This is a genomic window from Telluribacter humicola (assembly GCF_017355935.1).
GTDB lineage: Bacteria > Bacteroidota > Bacteroidia > Cytophagales > Spirosomataceae > Telluribacter > Telluribacter humicola.
This window is the reverse complement of sequence record NZ_JAFIQT010000011.1, coordinates 92,630-108,100: the sequence shown is the minus strand read 5'-3', so window position 1 is coordinate 108,100 and position 15,471 is coordinate 92,630. Positions and strand designations below refer to the sequence as shown.

The window sequence follows — 15,471 nt, the reverse complement described above, 5'->3', positions numbered from 1 at the left end:
ACCAGGAAGATACAGTTAGGGATACCTATCACGATCAGCAGCGGGGGAATCAGGCCCGAAAGCAGCGTGATGCGAAAGTCAAAGATACCGATCAGTCCCAGCGACCACACGACCCCCAGTCCCACAACAAAGACTGCCGCCAGTGCTACTACTATTGACCGGAAAAACAGGAGCAGAATCAGGGCTGTAACCCCAAAAGCCAACGCCATAAAAAGACTCATCTCCTTGCTCACCTTCGACATAAACTCCGTACGGATGTAAGGCATACCTGATAGGTGTACTTCCTGCCCGTTCTTCTCACCAAAAGCCAGGGCTATGGCTTTGATCTGCTTGGCTATATCAATGCGGCTCTTGCTGTTCAGTTTGCTCTGGTCGAAGGTTACGGCCATCAGGTGCGCCTTCCCATCCTCACTCACCACAAATCCCTGGTAGAAGGGCATGGCCGCTATCTTAGCTGCAATAGTATCTACATCGGCCTGGGTAGTAGGCTTCTGACTCGTCAGTGGCTTAAAGTCAAAGCGGTTAAGGCTGTCGTTACGTACGATTTGATACAGGTCTGCGTTGGAGAGTACATTCTTGATGCCATCTATGGCTTTGATCTCCCGGCTTAGCTCATACCACTCTGTAAACAGGGGAAGACTGTACATACTATCCGTCTCGATACCAATAACCATGACACTGCCATCTTCGCCGTAGCGTCCCTTGAACTCTTCATACAACTTGAAATTAGGATCAGTAGCGGGCAGTATCTTGGCCAGTTCGTAGGATAGCCGGATACTACTGGCTTTGTATCCCATAAAAGCAGTAGTCAGGATCACCAGGCCAGCCAGCCAGGCGCGGTTTCGGAGAATGAATTTTGAAAGAGTATGCCAGAATAACATGAGCAAGCAGTAGTAGTTAAACAATCACAGAAGATCTCTCTCCAGACAAATATCTATTAGTAAAAGGGAGTTGCAAAGGTAGGTAATCCGGCGAGGTTCTGAAAAAGTTATTGCTCCACATCTGCTGCCCCCTGGGCTACATCAGACAATTCAGAACCCTAAATTTGGCTGACCGGATAGTTTAGCCGATTTTTGGGGCTATACCTATAGTCTTACATCTGATAAACATTCTGCATTTTATGGAAATAGAACCTGCACTCAACGCTTCCTTCTCCCATGCCTTTCGGTTTTCACAAGCTGACGTTGAGGAGTTTGCAAGAGTAACCGGAGACAACAATCCATTACATCTTGATCCTGAATTTGCCGCGACTACTCCTTTCAAGCGTCCGATTATTCATGGTATGCTCGGAGCCAGCGTATTTACGAAGGTACTGGGTACCCAGTTTCCGGGATATGGCTCGGTATACCTTAAGCAAACGCTCGATTTTATGCGACCTATGTTTGTAGAAACAGACTACGAAGCTGTTTTTACTATTGTCAGCATCAATGCAGATAAACATACGGCTGAAATCTCGACGGAGATTTTTGATGCGGTTACTCGTAAACTGACGACCAAGGGAGTAGCCACCCTGATGCACCGCGAAAAATTCTGACAAAAAAATAGGCCCGACAGAGCGTCGGGCCTACCATAAAACCTTTAGGTTTAGGGTTACTTTTCTTCGGTATTCTTCATATTTTGTACCTCCGAACGGATGTCCTGAGCCAAAGTTTTCAGATCCTGCATCCCTTTACGTACACGGGTACCAGCTGCCTGATTTCCTTTGTTGTAAAACTTGTCAAAATCACCTTCGAGTGACATCACTAAATTCTTTACATCATCAAATCTTGCCATAAGAGATATGTTATTTTAAAGTGGAAAAATGCTTAAAACAGGCTAAAAACGCATGTTTTGACCGAAATTTAGTAATTAAAACCAATTCCGCAACCCGGTTAAGCAAAAAAATCACTTAGAATAGTGCAAATATTATCGACACTCCTACATAACACGTTGTATTTCAATAGCTTATATAGATTTAAAAATTTGGAGAAAAAAGCAAAAAAAAGGGCACTTTTTTTAAAAAATGCCCTTTTCCGTTAAATTTAAAGGTTTTTATAGTTACGCCACCGGCTGAGCATCTTCGATTTGATACACCCGATTCTTTAGCTTTTCGGCCAGGTCAGTGAACGCATTCAGCGTGTACTCTACATCCTCGAGTGAGTGCGCAGCAGTAGGTATGATTCGTAGCATAATCTGTCCTTTAGGTACCACCGGATATACTACTATAGAGCAGAAGACCCCCATATTTTCACGCAGGTCGCGTACCATACGGGTTACTTCCGGAATACCTCCTTCACTATGCAGGAATATTGGCGTCACGGGCGACTCAGTATCGCCAATGTTGAAGCCGCGCTCACGCAATCCGTTCTGCAGGGCATCCACATTTTCCCATAGTTTTTCGCGCAGCTCAGGCATAGTCTTGATCATCTCCAGACGCTTGCGGCAACCTTCTACGTACGGCATAGGCAGCGCCTTGGCATAGGTCTGCGAGCGCATGTTATACTTAAGGTACATGATGATCTGCGGATCATCAGCAGCAATGAAACCACCGATTGCGGCCATAGACTTCGCGAAAGTAGAGAAGTACAGGTCGATACCTTCCTGCACGCCTAATAGTTCACCTACACCGGCCCCGGTCTCACCCATAGTACCGAATCCGTGCGCATCATCCACGAGCAGGCGGAAGCTGTATTTTTCTTTGAGTGCTACGATGGCTTTAAGGTCACCTACCTTACCGGACATACCAAATACGCCCTCAGTGATCACCAGTACACCACCGCCTTTTTCGTCGGCCATTTTGGTAGCACGCTTGAGGTTTTTCTCAAGGCTGTCCATATCATTATGATTGAACTTGTAGTACTGTCCCATTTTGGCTTTATGCAGACGAATACCATCAATCAGACAGGCGTGTGACTCGGCATCGTACACGATTACATCGCGGTGATCACATACCGACTCTATCACCGACATCACTCCCTGGTAGCCGTAGTTAAGCAGGAACGCGTCTTTTTTGCCCACAAACTCCGCCAGCTCTTTCTCAAACTGCTCGTGAAGTACTGAGTTACCGGACATCATACGGGCTCCCATCGGATAGGCCAGTCCCCACTTCGCCGCTGCTTCAGCATCAACCTTACGCACCTCCGGATGGTTGGCCAACCCGAGGTAGTTATTAAGGCTCCAGTTCAAAACTTCGCGCCCCATGAACCTCATACGAGGCCCTAATTCGCCTTCCAGCATAGGGAATGAGAAGTAATGATGGCTATTCAGCATCTTAGCGGGCGTACCTATTGGGCCCCAGTTGTCGCGTAGTTTCTCAAAAATATCCACTTTCTAAATGTTTATGGGGTTTTACTTCTTTATTTCAAATAAGATAAATGCAAATTTATTAAAAATATTGTAAACATTAAATTACTACTATATTCCAGGGACTTAAATAGAATAAAGGCTGTCCCCGGCAGAGGCCCCTGTTATAACCAACAGTCACACATTCCGTTTACATTCTGCACGTTGTCTGCTTTCAGTACAATTTAAAGCCTGGCCGCAGAAATCGCAGATTAGCAAATAAAAAATCAAATACTATTTTTGTTCAAATTCAAAAGTAAATAATTCAATTCATCTTCCCGATATACATACCAATGCGTCCAATAAAAAAGATCCTGATTGCCAACCGAGGAGAAATAGCTCTACGGGTCATGCGTACCGCCCGCGAGATGGGTATCGCCACCGTAGCCGTATACAGTGAAGCCGATCGCCATGCGCTGCATGTCCGCTTTGCCGACGAAGCCGTGTGTATAGGCCCGGCGGCCTCTTCCGAATCGTACCTCCGTGGTGATAAGATCATAGATGTGTGTAAGCGCCTGGGCGTGGATGCTATCCATCCCGGCTACGGATTTTTGTCGGAAAACGCACAGTTTGCCCGCATGGTTCAGGAGGCCGGACTTATATTCATTGGTCCCTCACCCGAGTCCATCGAAGTAATGGGTAGCAAACTGGCCGCCAAGCACGCCGCCGCTCAGTACAACATCCCCATGGTACCCGGTACCCCCGACGCCATTACCGACCGAAACAGTGCCAAACAGATCGCCAGCGAGATCGGCTACCCCATCCTGATCAAGGCCAGTGCGGGTGGTGGTGGAAAAGGAATGCGTATCGTAGAGAACGAAGCCGAGTTTGACGAGCAGATGGACCGGGCGGTGAGTGAGGCCATCTCGTCCTTTGGCGACGGATCAGTATTCATAGAGAAGTACGTCACCTCGCCCAAGCATATCGAGATACAGGTACTGGGCGACCAGCACGGTAATATTATTCACCTGTTTGAGCGGGAATGTTCGGTACAGCGGCGCCACCAGAAGGTGATCGAAGAGGCTCCCTCCCCGGTGCTTACCCCCAAAATACGCGAAGCCATGGGGCGCTGCGCGGTAGATGTAGCCCGCTCGTGCGGGTACTACGGAGCCGGTACCGTAGAGTTTATCGTGGACGATCAGTTGAATTTTTACTTCCTTGAAATGAATACCCGTCTGCAGGTAGAGCACCCCGTTACGGAACAGATTACGGGTGTGGACCTGGTGAAGCAGATGGTCTACATCGCCGAAGGACAGGAGCTGCAGATCCGACAGGAGGACTTAGCCATTAAAGGCCACGCCGTGGAGGTACGGGTATACGCCGAAGATCCGGCCAATAACTTCCTGCCCGATGTAGGTACCTTACAGACTTACGTACGCCCTCAGGGTAGCGGCGTGCGGGTTGATGATGGCTTTGAGCAGGGCATGGAGATACCTATTCACTACGACCCCATGATCGCCAAGCTGATCACCTACGGCCACGACCGCACTGAAGCTATTGAAAAAATGGTACGGGCCATAGACGAGTACCAGATCACGGGTGTGCAGACTACCCTGCCCTTCTGCCGGTTTGTACTCAACCACGAGGCCTTCCGTTCGGGCGAGTTTGATACGCACTTTGTCAATAAGTACTTCACACCTGAGGTACTACAGCCTACTTCTGACCCGTCCGCGGCGGAGCTGGCTGCCCTGCTGACCGCGCATCTGCTCTCTAACTCGAATGGTACGTCTAGCGCTACTGCCGAATCCACAACGGCTCCCATATCTAAAAGCAACTGGAAAGTAAACCGCCAGGTCTGGCGGTAAGTACATAGCTTGTCCATCAGCAATGCCACCGATTAGTGGCATTGCTGATGATATAGTCCGGCTGGAGGATTAACCAGAAAAACTATGTACTACTATGGCTCCTGACCTATACCCCCAAAGTACTATTCGTAGCATCAAAACAGATCCGGAGCTACTTGATAATATTGTACAACGACTGGTTGAGAGGCTGGGTATCGCTTATATCTCCGATAAAGAGCCCGAAGGAAATGTCTGCTTTATCAACAGTGATGAAGTACGTCCGGAATTCCGGCTGAGCTTCTCCTCCACCGACCTGTTCGACTACCTCTACGCTGTGCTGCTGAGCCTCCCCTACCGCAGGCAGCCTACTGGGATCGAACAAACAGACTTTTCAACTATTCCTATTCCTGGCGACTCCAGCACCTTCTGGCGGCTTGTTCAGCTAGGCTCACAACTCCGGCGGACTCACCTGCTCGAAAGTCCGGCAGCCAACGTACCTATTACTTTTCACTCTGCGGATGACAGCTATATGGTTAACACCATCCGGTACGAAGACGGCCGCGTTTATATTAATGATACAGCCTATTTTGAGGAAGTACCTGAGTTGGTATGGCAGCTATACCTGGGAGACAGCCAACCCGCCCGGCAGTGGCTTAAAGAGCACGTAGGCCGTACCCTTACTAGTGAAGATATAATGAAGTACCAGCGTGTCATCACCGCCCTTACCCATACACATCATTTTATTTCTGAAATAGACAAGTGTAGGATTGAGTAATGGCTGGCTAGTACTAAATGAAGATTATAATGATTAGCTCTCTGCTGTTCTTATAAACCATTTATAGTATATTCGGTTACTATAAAAGGCCGTGTATCAGTCAGTAGCAATTTTGCAGACAGACTTTCAGGTTATTTGAACCAGTACTATTGGCTTCCTCTCCGTATTCTTAACTTGTAAAAGTGACAGTATTCTTGCATACTGTATCAATAAATTAACTATTTTTGCGGTCTTATTTTTTGATGATGTCATTTTATAAGATATAAATTATAGAGAAACCTGTCAATGGGTGCTTTTAATATGTGTAAGTGCACTCTATGCCGCCCCACTGACTCCCACTGAATATAAGCTATGAAGCTATCAGAATTTAAGTTTGATCTTCCCCAAAGTCTAATTGCTCTTCATCCTTCCGAACGTGGCGAAGCCCGCCTGATGGTCGTTCACCGCAAAACCGGTGAGATCGAGCACAAAACCTTCGGCGATATTATTAACTACTTCGACGATGGTGACGTAATGGTCATCAACGATACCCGCGTATTTCCGGCCCGCCTGTTTGGCCAGAAGGAAAAAACCGGTGCTAAGATCGAAGTATTCCTGCTCCGCGAGCTCAACCGCGAAATGCGCCTTTGGGACGTACTGGTAGATCCAGCCCGTAAAATCCGGGTTGGTAACAAGCTGTACTTTGGTGATAGCGACCTGGTAGCCGAAGTGATTGACAATACTACCTCTCGTGGACGTACGATCCGCTTCCTGTACGATGGTACCAACGAGGAGTTCATGAAGCTGGTAGATCAACTGGGCGAAACACCGCTTCCTCCCGAAATCATCTCTCGCCGTAAGGTAGAAAATTCGGACCGCGAGCGCTTCCAGACTATTTTTGCTCAGAATCTGGGTGCCGTGGCTGCCCCTACTGCGGGTATGCACTTCACCAAGGCTATCATGAAGCGTCTCGAGATCAAAGGGGTACATTTTGCTCCGGTTACGCTACATGTTGGCTTAGGTACGTTCCGCAACGTGGACGTGGAAGACCTGACTAAGCATAAGACTGATTCGGAGAACTATTTCATCACCCAGCCCAGCGCCGACATTGTAAATAAGGCCCTGGATGGTGGCAGACGTGTATGTGCCGTAGGTACTACCTCCATGAAAGCCATTGAGTCGTCGGTAACAGCCAGCGGACATCTGAAGCAGGTTGAAGGCTGGACGGATAAGTTTATCTTCCCGCCCTACGAATTCAAGATTGGTAACGCCATGATCACGAACTTCCAGCTACCAGAGTCGATCCTGTTGATGACAGCCTGCGCCTTTGGTGGGTATGATCTTGTTATGAAAGCCTATCAGTTAGCCATCAAGGAGAAGTACAAGTTCTTCACCTACGGCGATGCTATGCTGATTATCTAAATAAAAATCTCTTTACCAAAAAGTCAGAAGCCTTCCCCGAAGCTTCTGACTTTTTGCTTGTTATACCTACCTAACTCTATGCAGGAATTTGCCATCATTGTAGCCGGCGGAAGCGGAAGCCGCATGAAAAGTGATATTCCCAAGCAGTTTTTACCCGTAGCCGGCCGCCCAATCCTGATGCACACGCTGCTGGCTTTCCGGCAGTACTCGCCATCGCTGTCTATAAGGCTGGTACTACCTGAGAGTCAGTTTGAGGTGTGGCAAGAGCAATGCGAGCAGTACACTTTTGAATTGGACTATCAACTGGTAGCCGGTGGCGAAACCCGCTTTCACTCCGTCAGGAATGGATTAGAGAGTATCACCGCCGAAGAGGGACTGGTAGCGGTACACGATGGGGTACGGCCTTTTATACCGCCGGCCATCATAGCCCGCGGGTATCAAAAAGCCCAGGAGGCAGGCACGGCCGTTACCTGCGTACCACTCAAAGACTCCGCCCGCCTGGTGAAAACGGATGGTACCAATCAGGCCGTAGACCGGGAAGCGTACCGCCTCATTCAAACTCCCCAGACCTTCCGGCTCGACTGGATGCGCCAGGCTTTTCAGGTCAACTACCTCGCTACTTTCACCGATTGTGCCAGTGTACTGGAGCACGCCGGATACTCAATTAACCTGATAGAAGGAGCTTACGAAAATATCAAAATTACTACGCCGGAGGATCTGTTGTGGGCCGAAGCCTTTTTGAAGCAGTGACCAGTGGCAACGGTGACCAGTGTCCAGTTACCAGTGATCAATGATGGTAGAAAGCGTGTGACTCAGACTCTTTTGTGCTGAATAAAGTCACAATGCTATGTGAGATAGATAAAACAAACCCTGCTTTGTATAGTATCTTTCTTAGCTGTCTTGTAAAAACGAAACCTCTATGCCCAAACGCCTGACCGCCGAAGCCTACGTAGAAGGAGTACTTGCCGGAGATAGGATCATCCTGAGCCGGGCTATTACACTGGTAGAAAGCCAGCTTCCGACCGATCAGCAACTGGCCCAGCAGGTACTCGAGCAGGTACTTCCTCATTCGGGTCTATCGATGCGTGTAGGCATTACCGGAGTACCCGGTGTGGGCAAAAGTACTTTCATTGAAACCTTCGGAAAGCATATAACCAGCCTGGGTAAACGGCTGGCCGTACTGGCCGTGGACCCTACCAGTCAGCGGTCGGGCGGAAGTATCCTGGGCGACAAGACCCGCATGGAGGAGCTATCTCATGATCCGCTTGCTTATATACGTCCGTCTGCGGCGGGTAATTCGCTGGGGGGAGTAGCGCGCCGTACCCGCGAAGCCATGCTCCTGTGCGAAGCGGCAGGCTTTGAGGTAATACTCATCGAAACCGTAGGCGTAGGCCAGTCCGAAACACTGGTGCGCGGCATGGTAGATTTCTTTCTGCTGCTGATGCTGGCCGGAGCCGGAGATGAGTTACAGGGAATCAAAAAGGGGATCATAGAGATGGCTGACACCATTGCTATTACCAAGGCCGATGGCCCCAATAAGGCACCCGCCGAACAGGCCGTGCGGGAGTACCAGAACGCGCTACATCTGTACCCGATAGCGGAGTCAGGCTGGACGCCGAAGGTAGTCACCTGCTCGGCTCTGCAGCAGCAGGGCATCGCTGAACTGTGGCAACTGATCCAACAGTACTTCGCACTGGTACAGCATAGTGGCTACTTCACCCGCAACCGCCAGACCCAGCACCTCGACTGGATGTACAGTTACATTCGTCACGCGCTGGAAGACCATTTTCTAAATCATCCTGCTGTTCAAAATCAAATAGCCCCCACCGAACAAGCCGTTCGGGAGGGTCATGAGCTGCCCGTCGTTGCGGCCCGGCGACTGCTTTCTCTCTTCCTGCACAGTAGTTGCTCAAGTTAATTTACCGTTCACTAAGAATTTAAGCCTTTTATACTCATTTATGTTACTGCCGGTTCTCATATTTCGGCAGAGTCCTTACTTTTGTGCGTTACTAACACAATTTAAACCAAAATACAAAAAAGCCCATGAAAAATCTGATGTACCGCTTTCGTAGCACCTACCTGCTGCTTTTCCTTTTAGCTTTCGCTACTGTTGCCTGTAACAATGATGATGATCCAACACCAAACGGTGGTAACGGCGTCGAAGGCAGCTGGAATATTTCAGCCATCAAAGTTGACCCATCTGTGGATGGCATATCTGATTATCTACAATTTATAAATGCACTACTTGGAAATGATTGTCTTTCCAGAATTACCTTTAATTTTAGAAGTAATGGTACCCTCACGGGTGATGTTCCTCAGGAATGCCAGGATGCTGAAGATGCAGCCGAAGACTTTGGAGTAGGCCAGAACTCTAAGTGGGAAGTAAAAGGAAACAAGATTGTCCTGACCAGTGGTACCGACGTTTCAGAATATGATCTGGAAGTAAAAGGCAACACTATGGGGTGGTCATATAATGAGGTAGACACGGACGACGGAAAATCTTACCGCTATACTATCGAATTCAAGCGTAAATAATACTACGCCACACTTTACACAAACTAGAAGAGGAGCGATGATCGCTCCTCTTTTTTTATTTCTGGGTATCTGGATCCAAATAAGGATTCTCCGTGGGCTGTTCAGATTGGTCCTCACCGGTATAGGGCGAAATGGCCGGGTTATCAGCCTTCAATAACCACAGCAAGCCTACGCCACCCGATAGTACAGTACCGGCCATAATAGCCAGCTTAGAGGCATTCTGAAGATCCAGGTCTGCAAAGGAAAGACTGGTAATAAATATGGACATCGTAAAGCCAATACCGGCCGTAAAGCCTAGTCCCGCTACATGGCGCCAGCCCATCCCCAGGGGTAATGTCGCCAGTTTTGTCTTCACTATCGCCCACGCCATCAGCAAAATCCCCAGGGGCTTGCCTATGAACAAACCAGCTATGATCCCCAGGCTCAGGGAGGAGAATAGCAAACCGCCGATATCTTCCGGCAACAGAATAGCCGTATTAGCCAGGGCAAATATGGGCATGATGAAGTAGTTGACGGGCCGGTAAAGAGCGTGTTCTATGTCATCTACCTGCGCCAGCGGAATGGTCATGGCCAGCAGTACACCCGCAATCGTCGCGTGTATTCCTGACTTTAGGACAAAATACCACAGGACCACACCCAGTACTACATACACCGCGATTCTTTTTATTTTGAAGAAGTTACACGCTGCCAGCACTGCCAGGGTACCTGCTGAGTACATAAGCATGGAGGTATTGATATCCTCGGTATAGAACAGCGCAATGATCATAACGGCAATAAGGTCATCGATCACAGCCAGAGCGGTAAGAAATACCTTCAGCGAGAAAGGGACCCTATCGCCCAGTAGCGACAGCATACCCAGTGAGAAAGCGATATCGGTAGCCGTGGGTATGGCCCATCCTTCGCTTTGGGGCAGGGATGGATTAAATAGTATGAATAAGGTAGCGGGTACTACCGCGCCCCCAATGGCGGATGCCGCCGGCAGTACAGCCTGCCGGAACGAGGATAACTCCCCTTCCAGAAGTTCGCGTTTGATCTCAAGCCCCACAAAAAAGAAGAAGATAACCATCAGTCCGTCGTTGATCCAGTGGCTGATGGTTTTGCGTAGGGGATCTACTCCTACGTACTGCTCCCAGAAGTGGATGTAATCTTCTCCGGCGGACGTATTGGCCCATGTCATGGATATGGCCGTAGCCAGCAACAGCAATATTCCGGCCAGGCGCCCGCTTTCGGCGAGGTCCCTGATCGGATTGATGATGGGTGTGATTATTGGCTTTAGAGGTTCGGTTACGGGCTTGATCGCCTTTTTGATCAAGGCTCTCTTTGTCCCTTTCTTCTTTGTCATTAGTACTACTCTTAGTAAGACTTACAGGATATTCTTGTCTATTATACATATTAGTCCTCTCCTATCTACTACTATATAGCAGTTAGAAAGGGGAGAATGATGTATCTGGCAAAAACAGTATCTATTTACAACCCGCCCTGCAGGGTAAAGTTTGAAAGTATTACTATCTTCTATCAACTAGTATGGTCACACACGATCACCCACCGCCCGTTAATCCGACGCCAGAGTAATGTATAGTGGCCACCCACATCACCTTTTTCAGGGCGCGTCAGGTTCCATTTGCCTACCACAAAGGCAACGTCGTTACTAGGGAATGTCAGGTGCAGAATATCGAATTTGAGAGTCCCCATAGTCGCCCGGTCAGGATAGCGCCTGAGGTACCCTTCGTAGGTAGACTGGTAGCCATAGGTCACGCCATTTTTACCTACGAACATCAGTGAGTCGGACTCCCAGTAGCCCTTCATGAAAGCTGCTATATTTCCGGCGTTCCAGTCGTTAGTCTGCCGGTCCAAAATACCTAATATCGTTTTTCTGTCTTCCGCCGACTGGCCCTGGGCTACGGTTGCTACCAGCAAAAGCATTAGCAGTACAATCTGGTTTCTCATATATTTTATGGATTTTTGTAAAAATATAGTCAAATATAGAACAATGGTTCTGGCGTTATAGAAGTACTACCCACTATTGCCTGATAGTATACAGCCAGTAGTAGATCAGGCCCTCTGTTCCAACCATTCAACCCCCTCGTCATGTTTAAAGACTTTTTTAAGAAACTGGACCGGCAGCAGTACCCTTTTGTAGATGGCCTGTACTACCTGTTCATTATCCTTTTTATCCTGGTATTGTTCTTATTTTTTGCCTGACCTGTGGCCAAGCCTTCATACCTATTCGTACTCAACCCCCGCTCCGGTACCCGCCTCGGACAAAGTGCCGCTGACATAGCGGCGTACATTGAGTCGCGCGTAAGAAAGGAAGGACACACTGCCCGGACCGTTACTACTCAATACCGGGGCCACGCAACCGAACTGGTCAGGGAGAGCATCAAGGCGGATGAATGGTCCGCCGTAGTAGCCGTAGGTGGTGATGGTACGGTCAATGAAGTAGGCCGTGCCCTACTGCATACCTCCACGCCGATGGGCATACTACCGCTGGGCTCGGGCAACGGGCTGGCCCGGCATCTGGCGCTGCCCCTAGAACTGCCGTCAGCGCTGGACCGGGTACTCCATGGCCGCCCTCTCACCATCGATAGTGCGCAACTGAATGGTAATCCCTTTTTTTGTGTAGCCGGACTAGGCTTTGACGCGCACGTCAGCCACCTGTTCAGTCAGTACAGCCGGCGGGGCCTGGAGGCCTACCTGCGGGTGTCGTGGGGCGCTTACTGGAACTACCAACCCCAGACGTACCAGTTGAACGGCCAGCCACTACAGGCATTTTCGCTCAGTTTTGCCAATGCGGGTCAGTTTGGTAACAATGCCTGGGTGGCTCCCCAGGCCGACCTGACCGACGGGGTCCTGGATCAGTGTACCGTGACCCCTTTTCCTAAATGGTACGGAACCGCTCTGGTATACCGGCTGTTTTCGAAGGGAATGAAAGGGTCAGCCTACGTCAACTATGAACCGGTTACCGGCGCCGTAGTCGAAACGGAAGGCCCTGCGCTGGTACATTACGATGGAGAGCCTTATCAGCTTGATACCAACAGAGTAGAGGTACAGATCGTACCAAAGAGCCTGCGGGTGGTATGTTGAAGTAGTTATTAGCTGTTAGTTATTATTGGTTAGCTTTTAGCTACCGTACAACTTCGCAGGAGCTGATTTGGCAGGTACAAATGCTAGTAAGGAAGTATATAATAACAAAAGGTAAGCTCAGTTGAGCAGGTACAATAAAATTACAAACTGTTAACTAAATACTAACAGCTACTAACTAACGGCTAAAACCCATGTCCAAGAAAAATCGCTCCGGCATTGTGTACTCTACCGATCCGGATTTTGAATACCAGAATGATCAATCCGAAGAGCCCGATACACTAGCTCCGGCTCAGCAGGACCTGCGAGTGTGGCTCGATCGCAAAGGAGGCGGTAAAGTAGCCACGGTAGTAAAGGGCTTCGTAGGTACCACTACCGACCTGGAAACGCTGACCAAACAATTAAAAGGTGTATGTGGAAGCGGAGGAGCCGCCAAGGACGGTGAAGTACTGATCCAGGGTGACCACCGCGACAAGGTAATCACCTGGCTCCAGACCAAAGGCTACAAAGCCAAGAAGGCAGGAGGATAAAATAATGAGTGAGTGTTGATTGAGTGATTTAGCGAATGGAATCCTTTGAGCTAATGAGATCAATGTTTATGAGTGGAAGAAGTTGGTAATACTACTAATTAGGTATACACTACTCTTTCCCACATTCACTCATTCATAATTCACTCAATCACCATTAAATACTTCAAAGCACCACCGTCCCTGATGTATCCGGTGGAGGTGGTAGCGGTTGGGGTTCCTGCGGAGGAGCTGGCGGCTGGTACATAGGATTGGCCGGAGAAGGTGCATAGACATCCAGTAGCTCAACATCCGTCACGAAGTACTTGGTATCCCCGTTCCAGGGAAACGTGAAAAACTTTTCCTGATAGGTCAGTGATACGCGGCGGCCGCTCTTGATGGCCTCTTCTAGCTTGGCTATGGCTTTCTCATTGTTGCCTCCCACCGAAAAGTCCCACTGCTCGGCATTGAGGGTACCGCCCCCTTCGTAAATTCCTCCTACATTCAATACGCCTTCGTAGGTTTTGAGCAGGTAGCCGCGCTTACTGAGCTTAACAACAAAGCCGCCGCGCTTCCCTTCGCTATAATAGCCAAAGGTCAGGTAATAGAATATCCCGAAAAAAACGGCGAGGACCACAAAGAGAATAACCCATTTACGCATGGTACGAACAGTATAGAAGTAGTGAGGGTGCTAACTTCGGCAATTGGCGCTATTTTTCCAATTCCTACTTAGCCCGTATGGCTATAACGGGGTCAAGTCGTGCGGCCATGAGTGCCGGAATAATTCCCGATAGCACTCCTATGATGCTGGATACTCCCAGGCCCAGCATGATATTCCCAAGGGTCAGCCGTACATCCAGCGTCCCCAGCGGAATGAAGGAACCCAGGTACACCAGCAGGATACCTACCAGCCCTCCCACCAGACTCAGCATGACCGCCTCAAACAGAAACTGAAACAGGATGAAGTAGTTCTTAGCTCCTAGCGATTTCTGTATCCCGATCAGGTTGGTACGCTCTTTCACGGATACAAACATGATGTTGGCGATGCCAAAGCCTCCCACCAGTATAGAAAAACTCCCGATCACCCAGCCGGCTATCGTTAGTACTGAGAATATACCAGCTATGGCCTGCGCCGCGGCTTCGGGACGGTTGATGGCGAAGTTGTTTTCCTGACGGGGCTTCAGGCCCCGCCGCGTACGCATCAGTCCTACTATTTCGGCCTCCAGCTCCTGCAACCCTTCGTCCGTTTCGTAGCCCTTGACCACGATGTCCGGGTCGGGCCGCCCCGACTGGAACAACTTAGCGAAAGCTCCGTACGGTATGAGGCACTTCGTATCCGGGTTACCGCCAAAATCCAGCAGACTCTCCCCTTTTTTGACCTGCTGCCCTACTACCACAAAACGGTTACCGGCCAGCTTGAACTCCTTCCCAACGGGGTCCTGATTGGGGAATAGCGTTTCGGCTACCTCTGCTCCAATGATCGCTACGTTACGGGATGCATCCGTTTCTACGGGCGAAAAGTACCTCCCTACGGCTATGGGTACATCCGATATATTATTATACTCGTACGACACTCCCTGAATAAGCGCCTCCATACTGTTGGAACCATTCTTTACTGTAGTGCCTCCCCGGAAGTCCATTACCGCTACGGCGCTGGCCATTTCGAGGTTATCATAGAGGTACTTGTATTCTGTATAAGAAGGGCTGGGCCACTGAAAGTACCTCCACCACTGGTACTCCCCGCCAAATCCCCAGGGCCACTTTTGTACATACACCACCTTATCCCCAATGGCACTCAGGCTTTCCTTGATATTCCGCTCCAGCGAATCCACAATGGTGAATACCGCCACTATAGCGAATATGCCCACTGTCACACCCAGCAGAGAAAGAATGGTGCGGGTAAGATTGGACTTAAGAGCCTGCCATGCAAACCGAAAACTCTCGAATGTTTGTCTTATAAATTTCATCAGTATCCGTCTCTGCTGTTTGTTCTCATTCATTCAAAAAGAGACCTATTCTCAAAAGGTAAGCACAAGCCATCAATCAACAATCAGAATAAGGATAAGTG

16 protein-coding genes are annotated in these 15,471 nt (G+C 49.2%); 9 read left to right on the top strand and 7 right to left on the bottom strand.

Going from position 1 to position 15,471, the window contains the following annotated elements:
• On the bottom strand, window positions 1-881 hold an 881-nt coding region (locus JUB14_RS26450; protein WP_207509886.1), incomplete at its 3' end, for an MMPL family transporter.
• A gap of 239 nt (window positions 882-1,120) precedes the next feature.
• On the opposite strand from JUB14_RS26450, the gene JUB14_RS26445 reads away from it, so the two are divergent.
• A complete protein-coding gene (locus tag JUB14_RS26445) occupies window positions 1,121-1,534 on the top strand; it encodes a MaoC family dehydratase (RefSeq protein WP_207509885.1) in 414 nt (137 codons plus the stop codon).
• A 56-nt stretch (window positions 1,535-1,590) separates the two neighbouring features.
• Here the strand turns inward: JUB14_RS26445 and JUB14_RS26440 are convergent, their stop codons facing one another.
• The gene (locus JUB14_RS26440) at window positions 1,591-1,773 is read right to left on the bottom strand and encodes a BF3379 family histone-like protein (RefSeq protein WP_207509884.1); all 183 of its coding nucleotides are present in this window, start codon (window positions 1,771-1,773) and stop codon (window positions 1,591-1,593) included.
• 264 nt (window positions 1,774-2,037) lie between these two features.
• Entirely contained in the window at window positions 2,038-3,306 is a 1,269-nt protein-coding gene (locus JUB14_RS26435) for an aminotransferase class I/II-fold pyridoxal phosphate-dependent enzyme (RefSeq protein WP_207509883.1), read from the bottom strand.
• A 308-nt stretch (window positions 3,307-3,614) separates the two neighbouring features.
• Here JUB14_RS26435 and accC point away from each other — a divergent pair, with 308 nt between their 5' ends.
• The 6 genes from accC (at window position 3,615) to JUB14_RS26405 (ending at window position 9,816) form a co-directional block, all read left to right on the top strand.
• Window positions 3,615-5,126, top strand: coding sequence for an acetyl-CoA carboxylase biotin carboxylase subunit (gene accC, locus JUB14_RS26430; protein WP_207509882.1), 1,512 nt, complete (start codon window positions 3,615-3,617; stop codon window positions 5,124-5,126).
• A 94-nt stretch (window positions 5,127-5,220) separates the two neighbouring features.
• Window positions 5,221-5,880, top strand: coding sequence for a type ISP restriction/modification enzyme (locus JUB14_RS26425; protein WP_207509881.1), 660 nt, complete (start codon window positions 5,221-5,223; stop codon window positions 5,878-5,880).
• 351 nt (window positions 5,881-6,231) lie between these two features.
• Window positions 6,232-7,281 (top strand): tRNA preQ1(34) S-adenosylmethionine ribosyltransferase-isomerase QueA, encoded by a 1,050-nt coding sequence (queA, locus tag JUB14_RS26420; RefSeq protein ID WP_207509880.1) that lies wholly within the window; start codon window positions 6,232-6,234, stop codon window positions 7,279-7,281.
• A 78-nt stretch (window positions 7,282-7,359) separates the two neighbouring features.
• Complete coding sequence (locus JUB14_RS26415) at window positions 7,360-8,031, top strand: 2-C-methyl-D-erythritol 4-phosphate cytidylyltransferase (protein ID WP_207509879.1); 672 nt, start codon at window positions 7,360-7,362, stop codon at window positions 8,029-8,031.
• A gap of 169 nt (window positions 8,032-8,200) precedes the next feature.
• Entirely contained in the window at window positions 8,201-9,199 is a 999-nt protein-coding gene (gene meaB, locus JUB14_RS26410; protein WP_207509878.1) for a methylmalonyl Co-A mutase-associated GTPase MeaB, read from the top strand.
• Between the two features lie 125 nt (window positions 9,200-9,324).
• The gene (locus tag JUB14_RS26405; protein ID WP_207509877.1) at window positions 9,325-9,816 is read left to right on the top strand and encodes a lipocalin family protein; all 492 of its coding nucleotides are present in this window, start codon (window positions 9,325-9,327) and stop codon (window positions 9,814-9,816) included.
• Between the two features lie 55 nt (window positions 9,817-9,871).
• On the opposite strand, the gene nhaA is transcribed toward JUB14_RS26405, so the two are convergent.
• Window positions 9,872-11,158 carry a Na+/H+ antiporter NhaA gene (gene nhaA / locus JUB14_RS26400; RefSeq protein ID WP_207509876.1) on the bottom strand — a complete coding sequence of 429 codons (1,287 nt, stop codon included), beginning with the start codon at window positions 11,156-11,158 and terminating at the stop codon, window positions 9,872-9,874.
• A gap of 173 nt (window positions 11,159-11,331) precedes the next feature.
• Entirely contained in the window at window positions 11,332-11,763 is a 432-nt protein-coding gene (locus JUB14_RS26395; protein WP_207509875.1) for a YybH family protein, read from the bottom strand.
• Between the two features lie 258 nt (window positions 11,764-12,021).
• On the opposite strand from JUB14_RS26395, the gene JUB14_RS28055 reads away from it, so the two are divergent.
• Window positions 12,022-12,900 carry a diacylglycerol/lipid kinase family protein gene (locus tag JUB14_RS28055; RefSeq protein ID WP_207509874.1) on the top strand — a complete coding sequence of 293 codons (879 nt, stop codon included), beginning with the start codon at window positions 12,022-12,024 and terminating at the stop codon, window positions 12,898-12,900.
• 191 nt (window positions 12,901-13,091) lie between these two features.
• A complete protein-coding gene (locus JUB14_RS26385) occupies window positions 13,092-13,427 on the top strand; it encodes a translation initiation factor (RefSeq protein WP_207509873.1) in 336 nt (111 codons plus the stop codon).
• A gap of 163 nt (window positions 13,428-13,590) precedes the next feature.
• Here the strand turns inward: JUB14_RS26385 and JUB14_RS26380 are convergent, their stop codons facing one another.
• Together JUB14_RS26380 and JUB14_RS26375 are read right to left on the bottom strand one after the other, a co-directional pair.
• Window positions 13,591-14,064 (bottom strand): hypothetical protein, encoded by a 474-nt coding sequence (locus JUB14_RS26380; RefSeq protein WP_207509872.1) that lies wholly within the window; start codon window positions 14,062-14,064, stop codon window positions 13,591-13,593.
• A gap of 64 nt (window positions 14,065-14,128) precedes the next feature.
• Window positions 14,129-15,370, bottom strand: coding sequence for an ABC transporter permease (locus JUB14_RS26375; protein WP_207509871.1), 1,242 nt, complete (start codon window positions 15,368-15,370; stop codon window positions 14,129-14,131).
• Window positions 15,371-15,471: the final 101 nt, after the last annotated feature.

Excerpts from the sequence above, each read along its gene's own strand:
- JUB14_RS26445 (WP_207509885.1), top strand. The coding sequence starts at position 1,121 with ATGGAAATAGAACCTGCACTCAACGCTTCCTTCTCCCATGCCTTTCGG.
- JUB14_RS26440 (WP_207509884.1), bottom strand. The coding sequence starts at position 1,773 with ATGGCAAGATTTGATGATGTAAAGAATTTAGTGATGTCACTCGAAGGT.
- accC (WP_207509882.1), top strand. The coding sequence starts at position 3,615 with ATGCGTCCAATAAAAAAGATCCTGATTGCCAACCGAGGAGAAATAGCT.
- JUB14_RS26425 (WP_207509881.1), top strand. The coding sequence starts at position 5,221 with ATGGCTCCTGACCTATACCCCCAAAGTACTATTCGTAGCATCAAAACA.
- queA (WP_207509880.1), top strand. The coding sequence starts at position 6,232 with ATGAAGCTATCAGAATTTAAGTTTGATCTTCCCCAAAGTCTAATTGCT.
- JUB14_RS26415 (WP_207509879.1), top strand. The coding sequence starts at position 7,360 with ATGCAGGAATTTGCCATCATTGTAGCCGGCGGAAGCGGAAGCCGCATG.
- meaB (WP_207509878.1), top strand. The coding sequence starts at position 8,201 with ATGCCCAAACGCCTGACCGCCGAAGCCTACGTAGAAGGAGTACTTGCC.
- JUB14_RS26405 (WP_207509877.1), top strand. The coding sequence starts at position 9,325 with ATGAAAAATCTGATGTACCGCTTTCGTAGCACCTACCTGCTGCTTTTC.
- nhaA (WP_207509876.1), bottom strand. The coding sequence starts at position 11,158 with ATGACAAAGAAGAAAGGGACAAAGAGAGCCTTGATCAAAAAGGCGATC.
- JUB14_RS26395 (WP_207509875.1), bottom strand. The coding sequence starts at position 11,763 with ATGAGAAACCAGATTGTACTGCTAATGCTTTTGCTGGTAGCAACCGTA.
- JUB14_RS26385 (WP_207509873.1), top strand. The coding sequence starts at position 13,092 with ATGTCCAAGAAAAATCGCTCCGGCATTGTGTACTCTACCGATCCGGAT.
- JUB14_RS26380 (WP_207509872.1), bottom strand. The coding sequence starts at position 14,064 with ATGCGTAAATGGGTTATTCTCTTTGTGGTCCTCGCCGTTTTTTTCGGG.
- JUB14_RS26375 (WP_207509871.1), bottom strand. The coding sequence starts at position 15,370 with ATGAAATTTATAAGACAAACATTCGAGAGTTTTCGGTTTGCATGGCAG.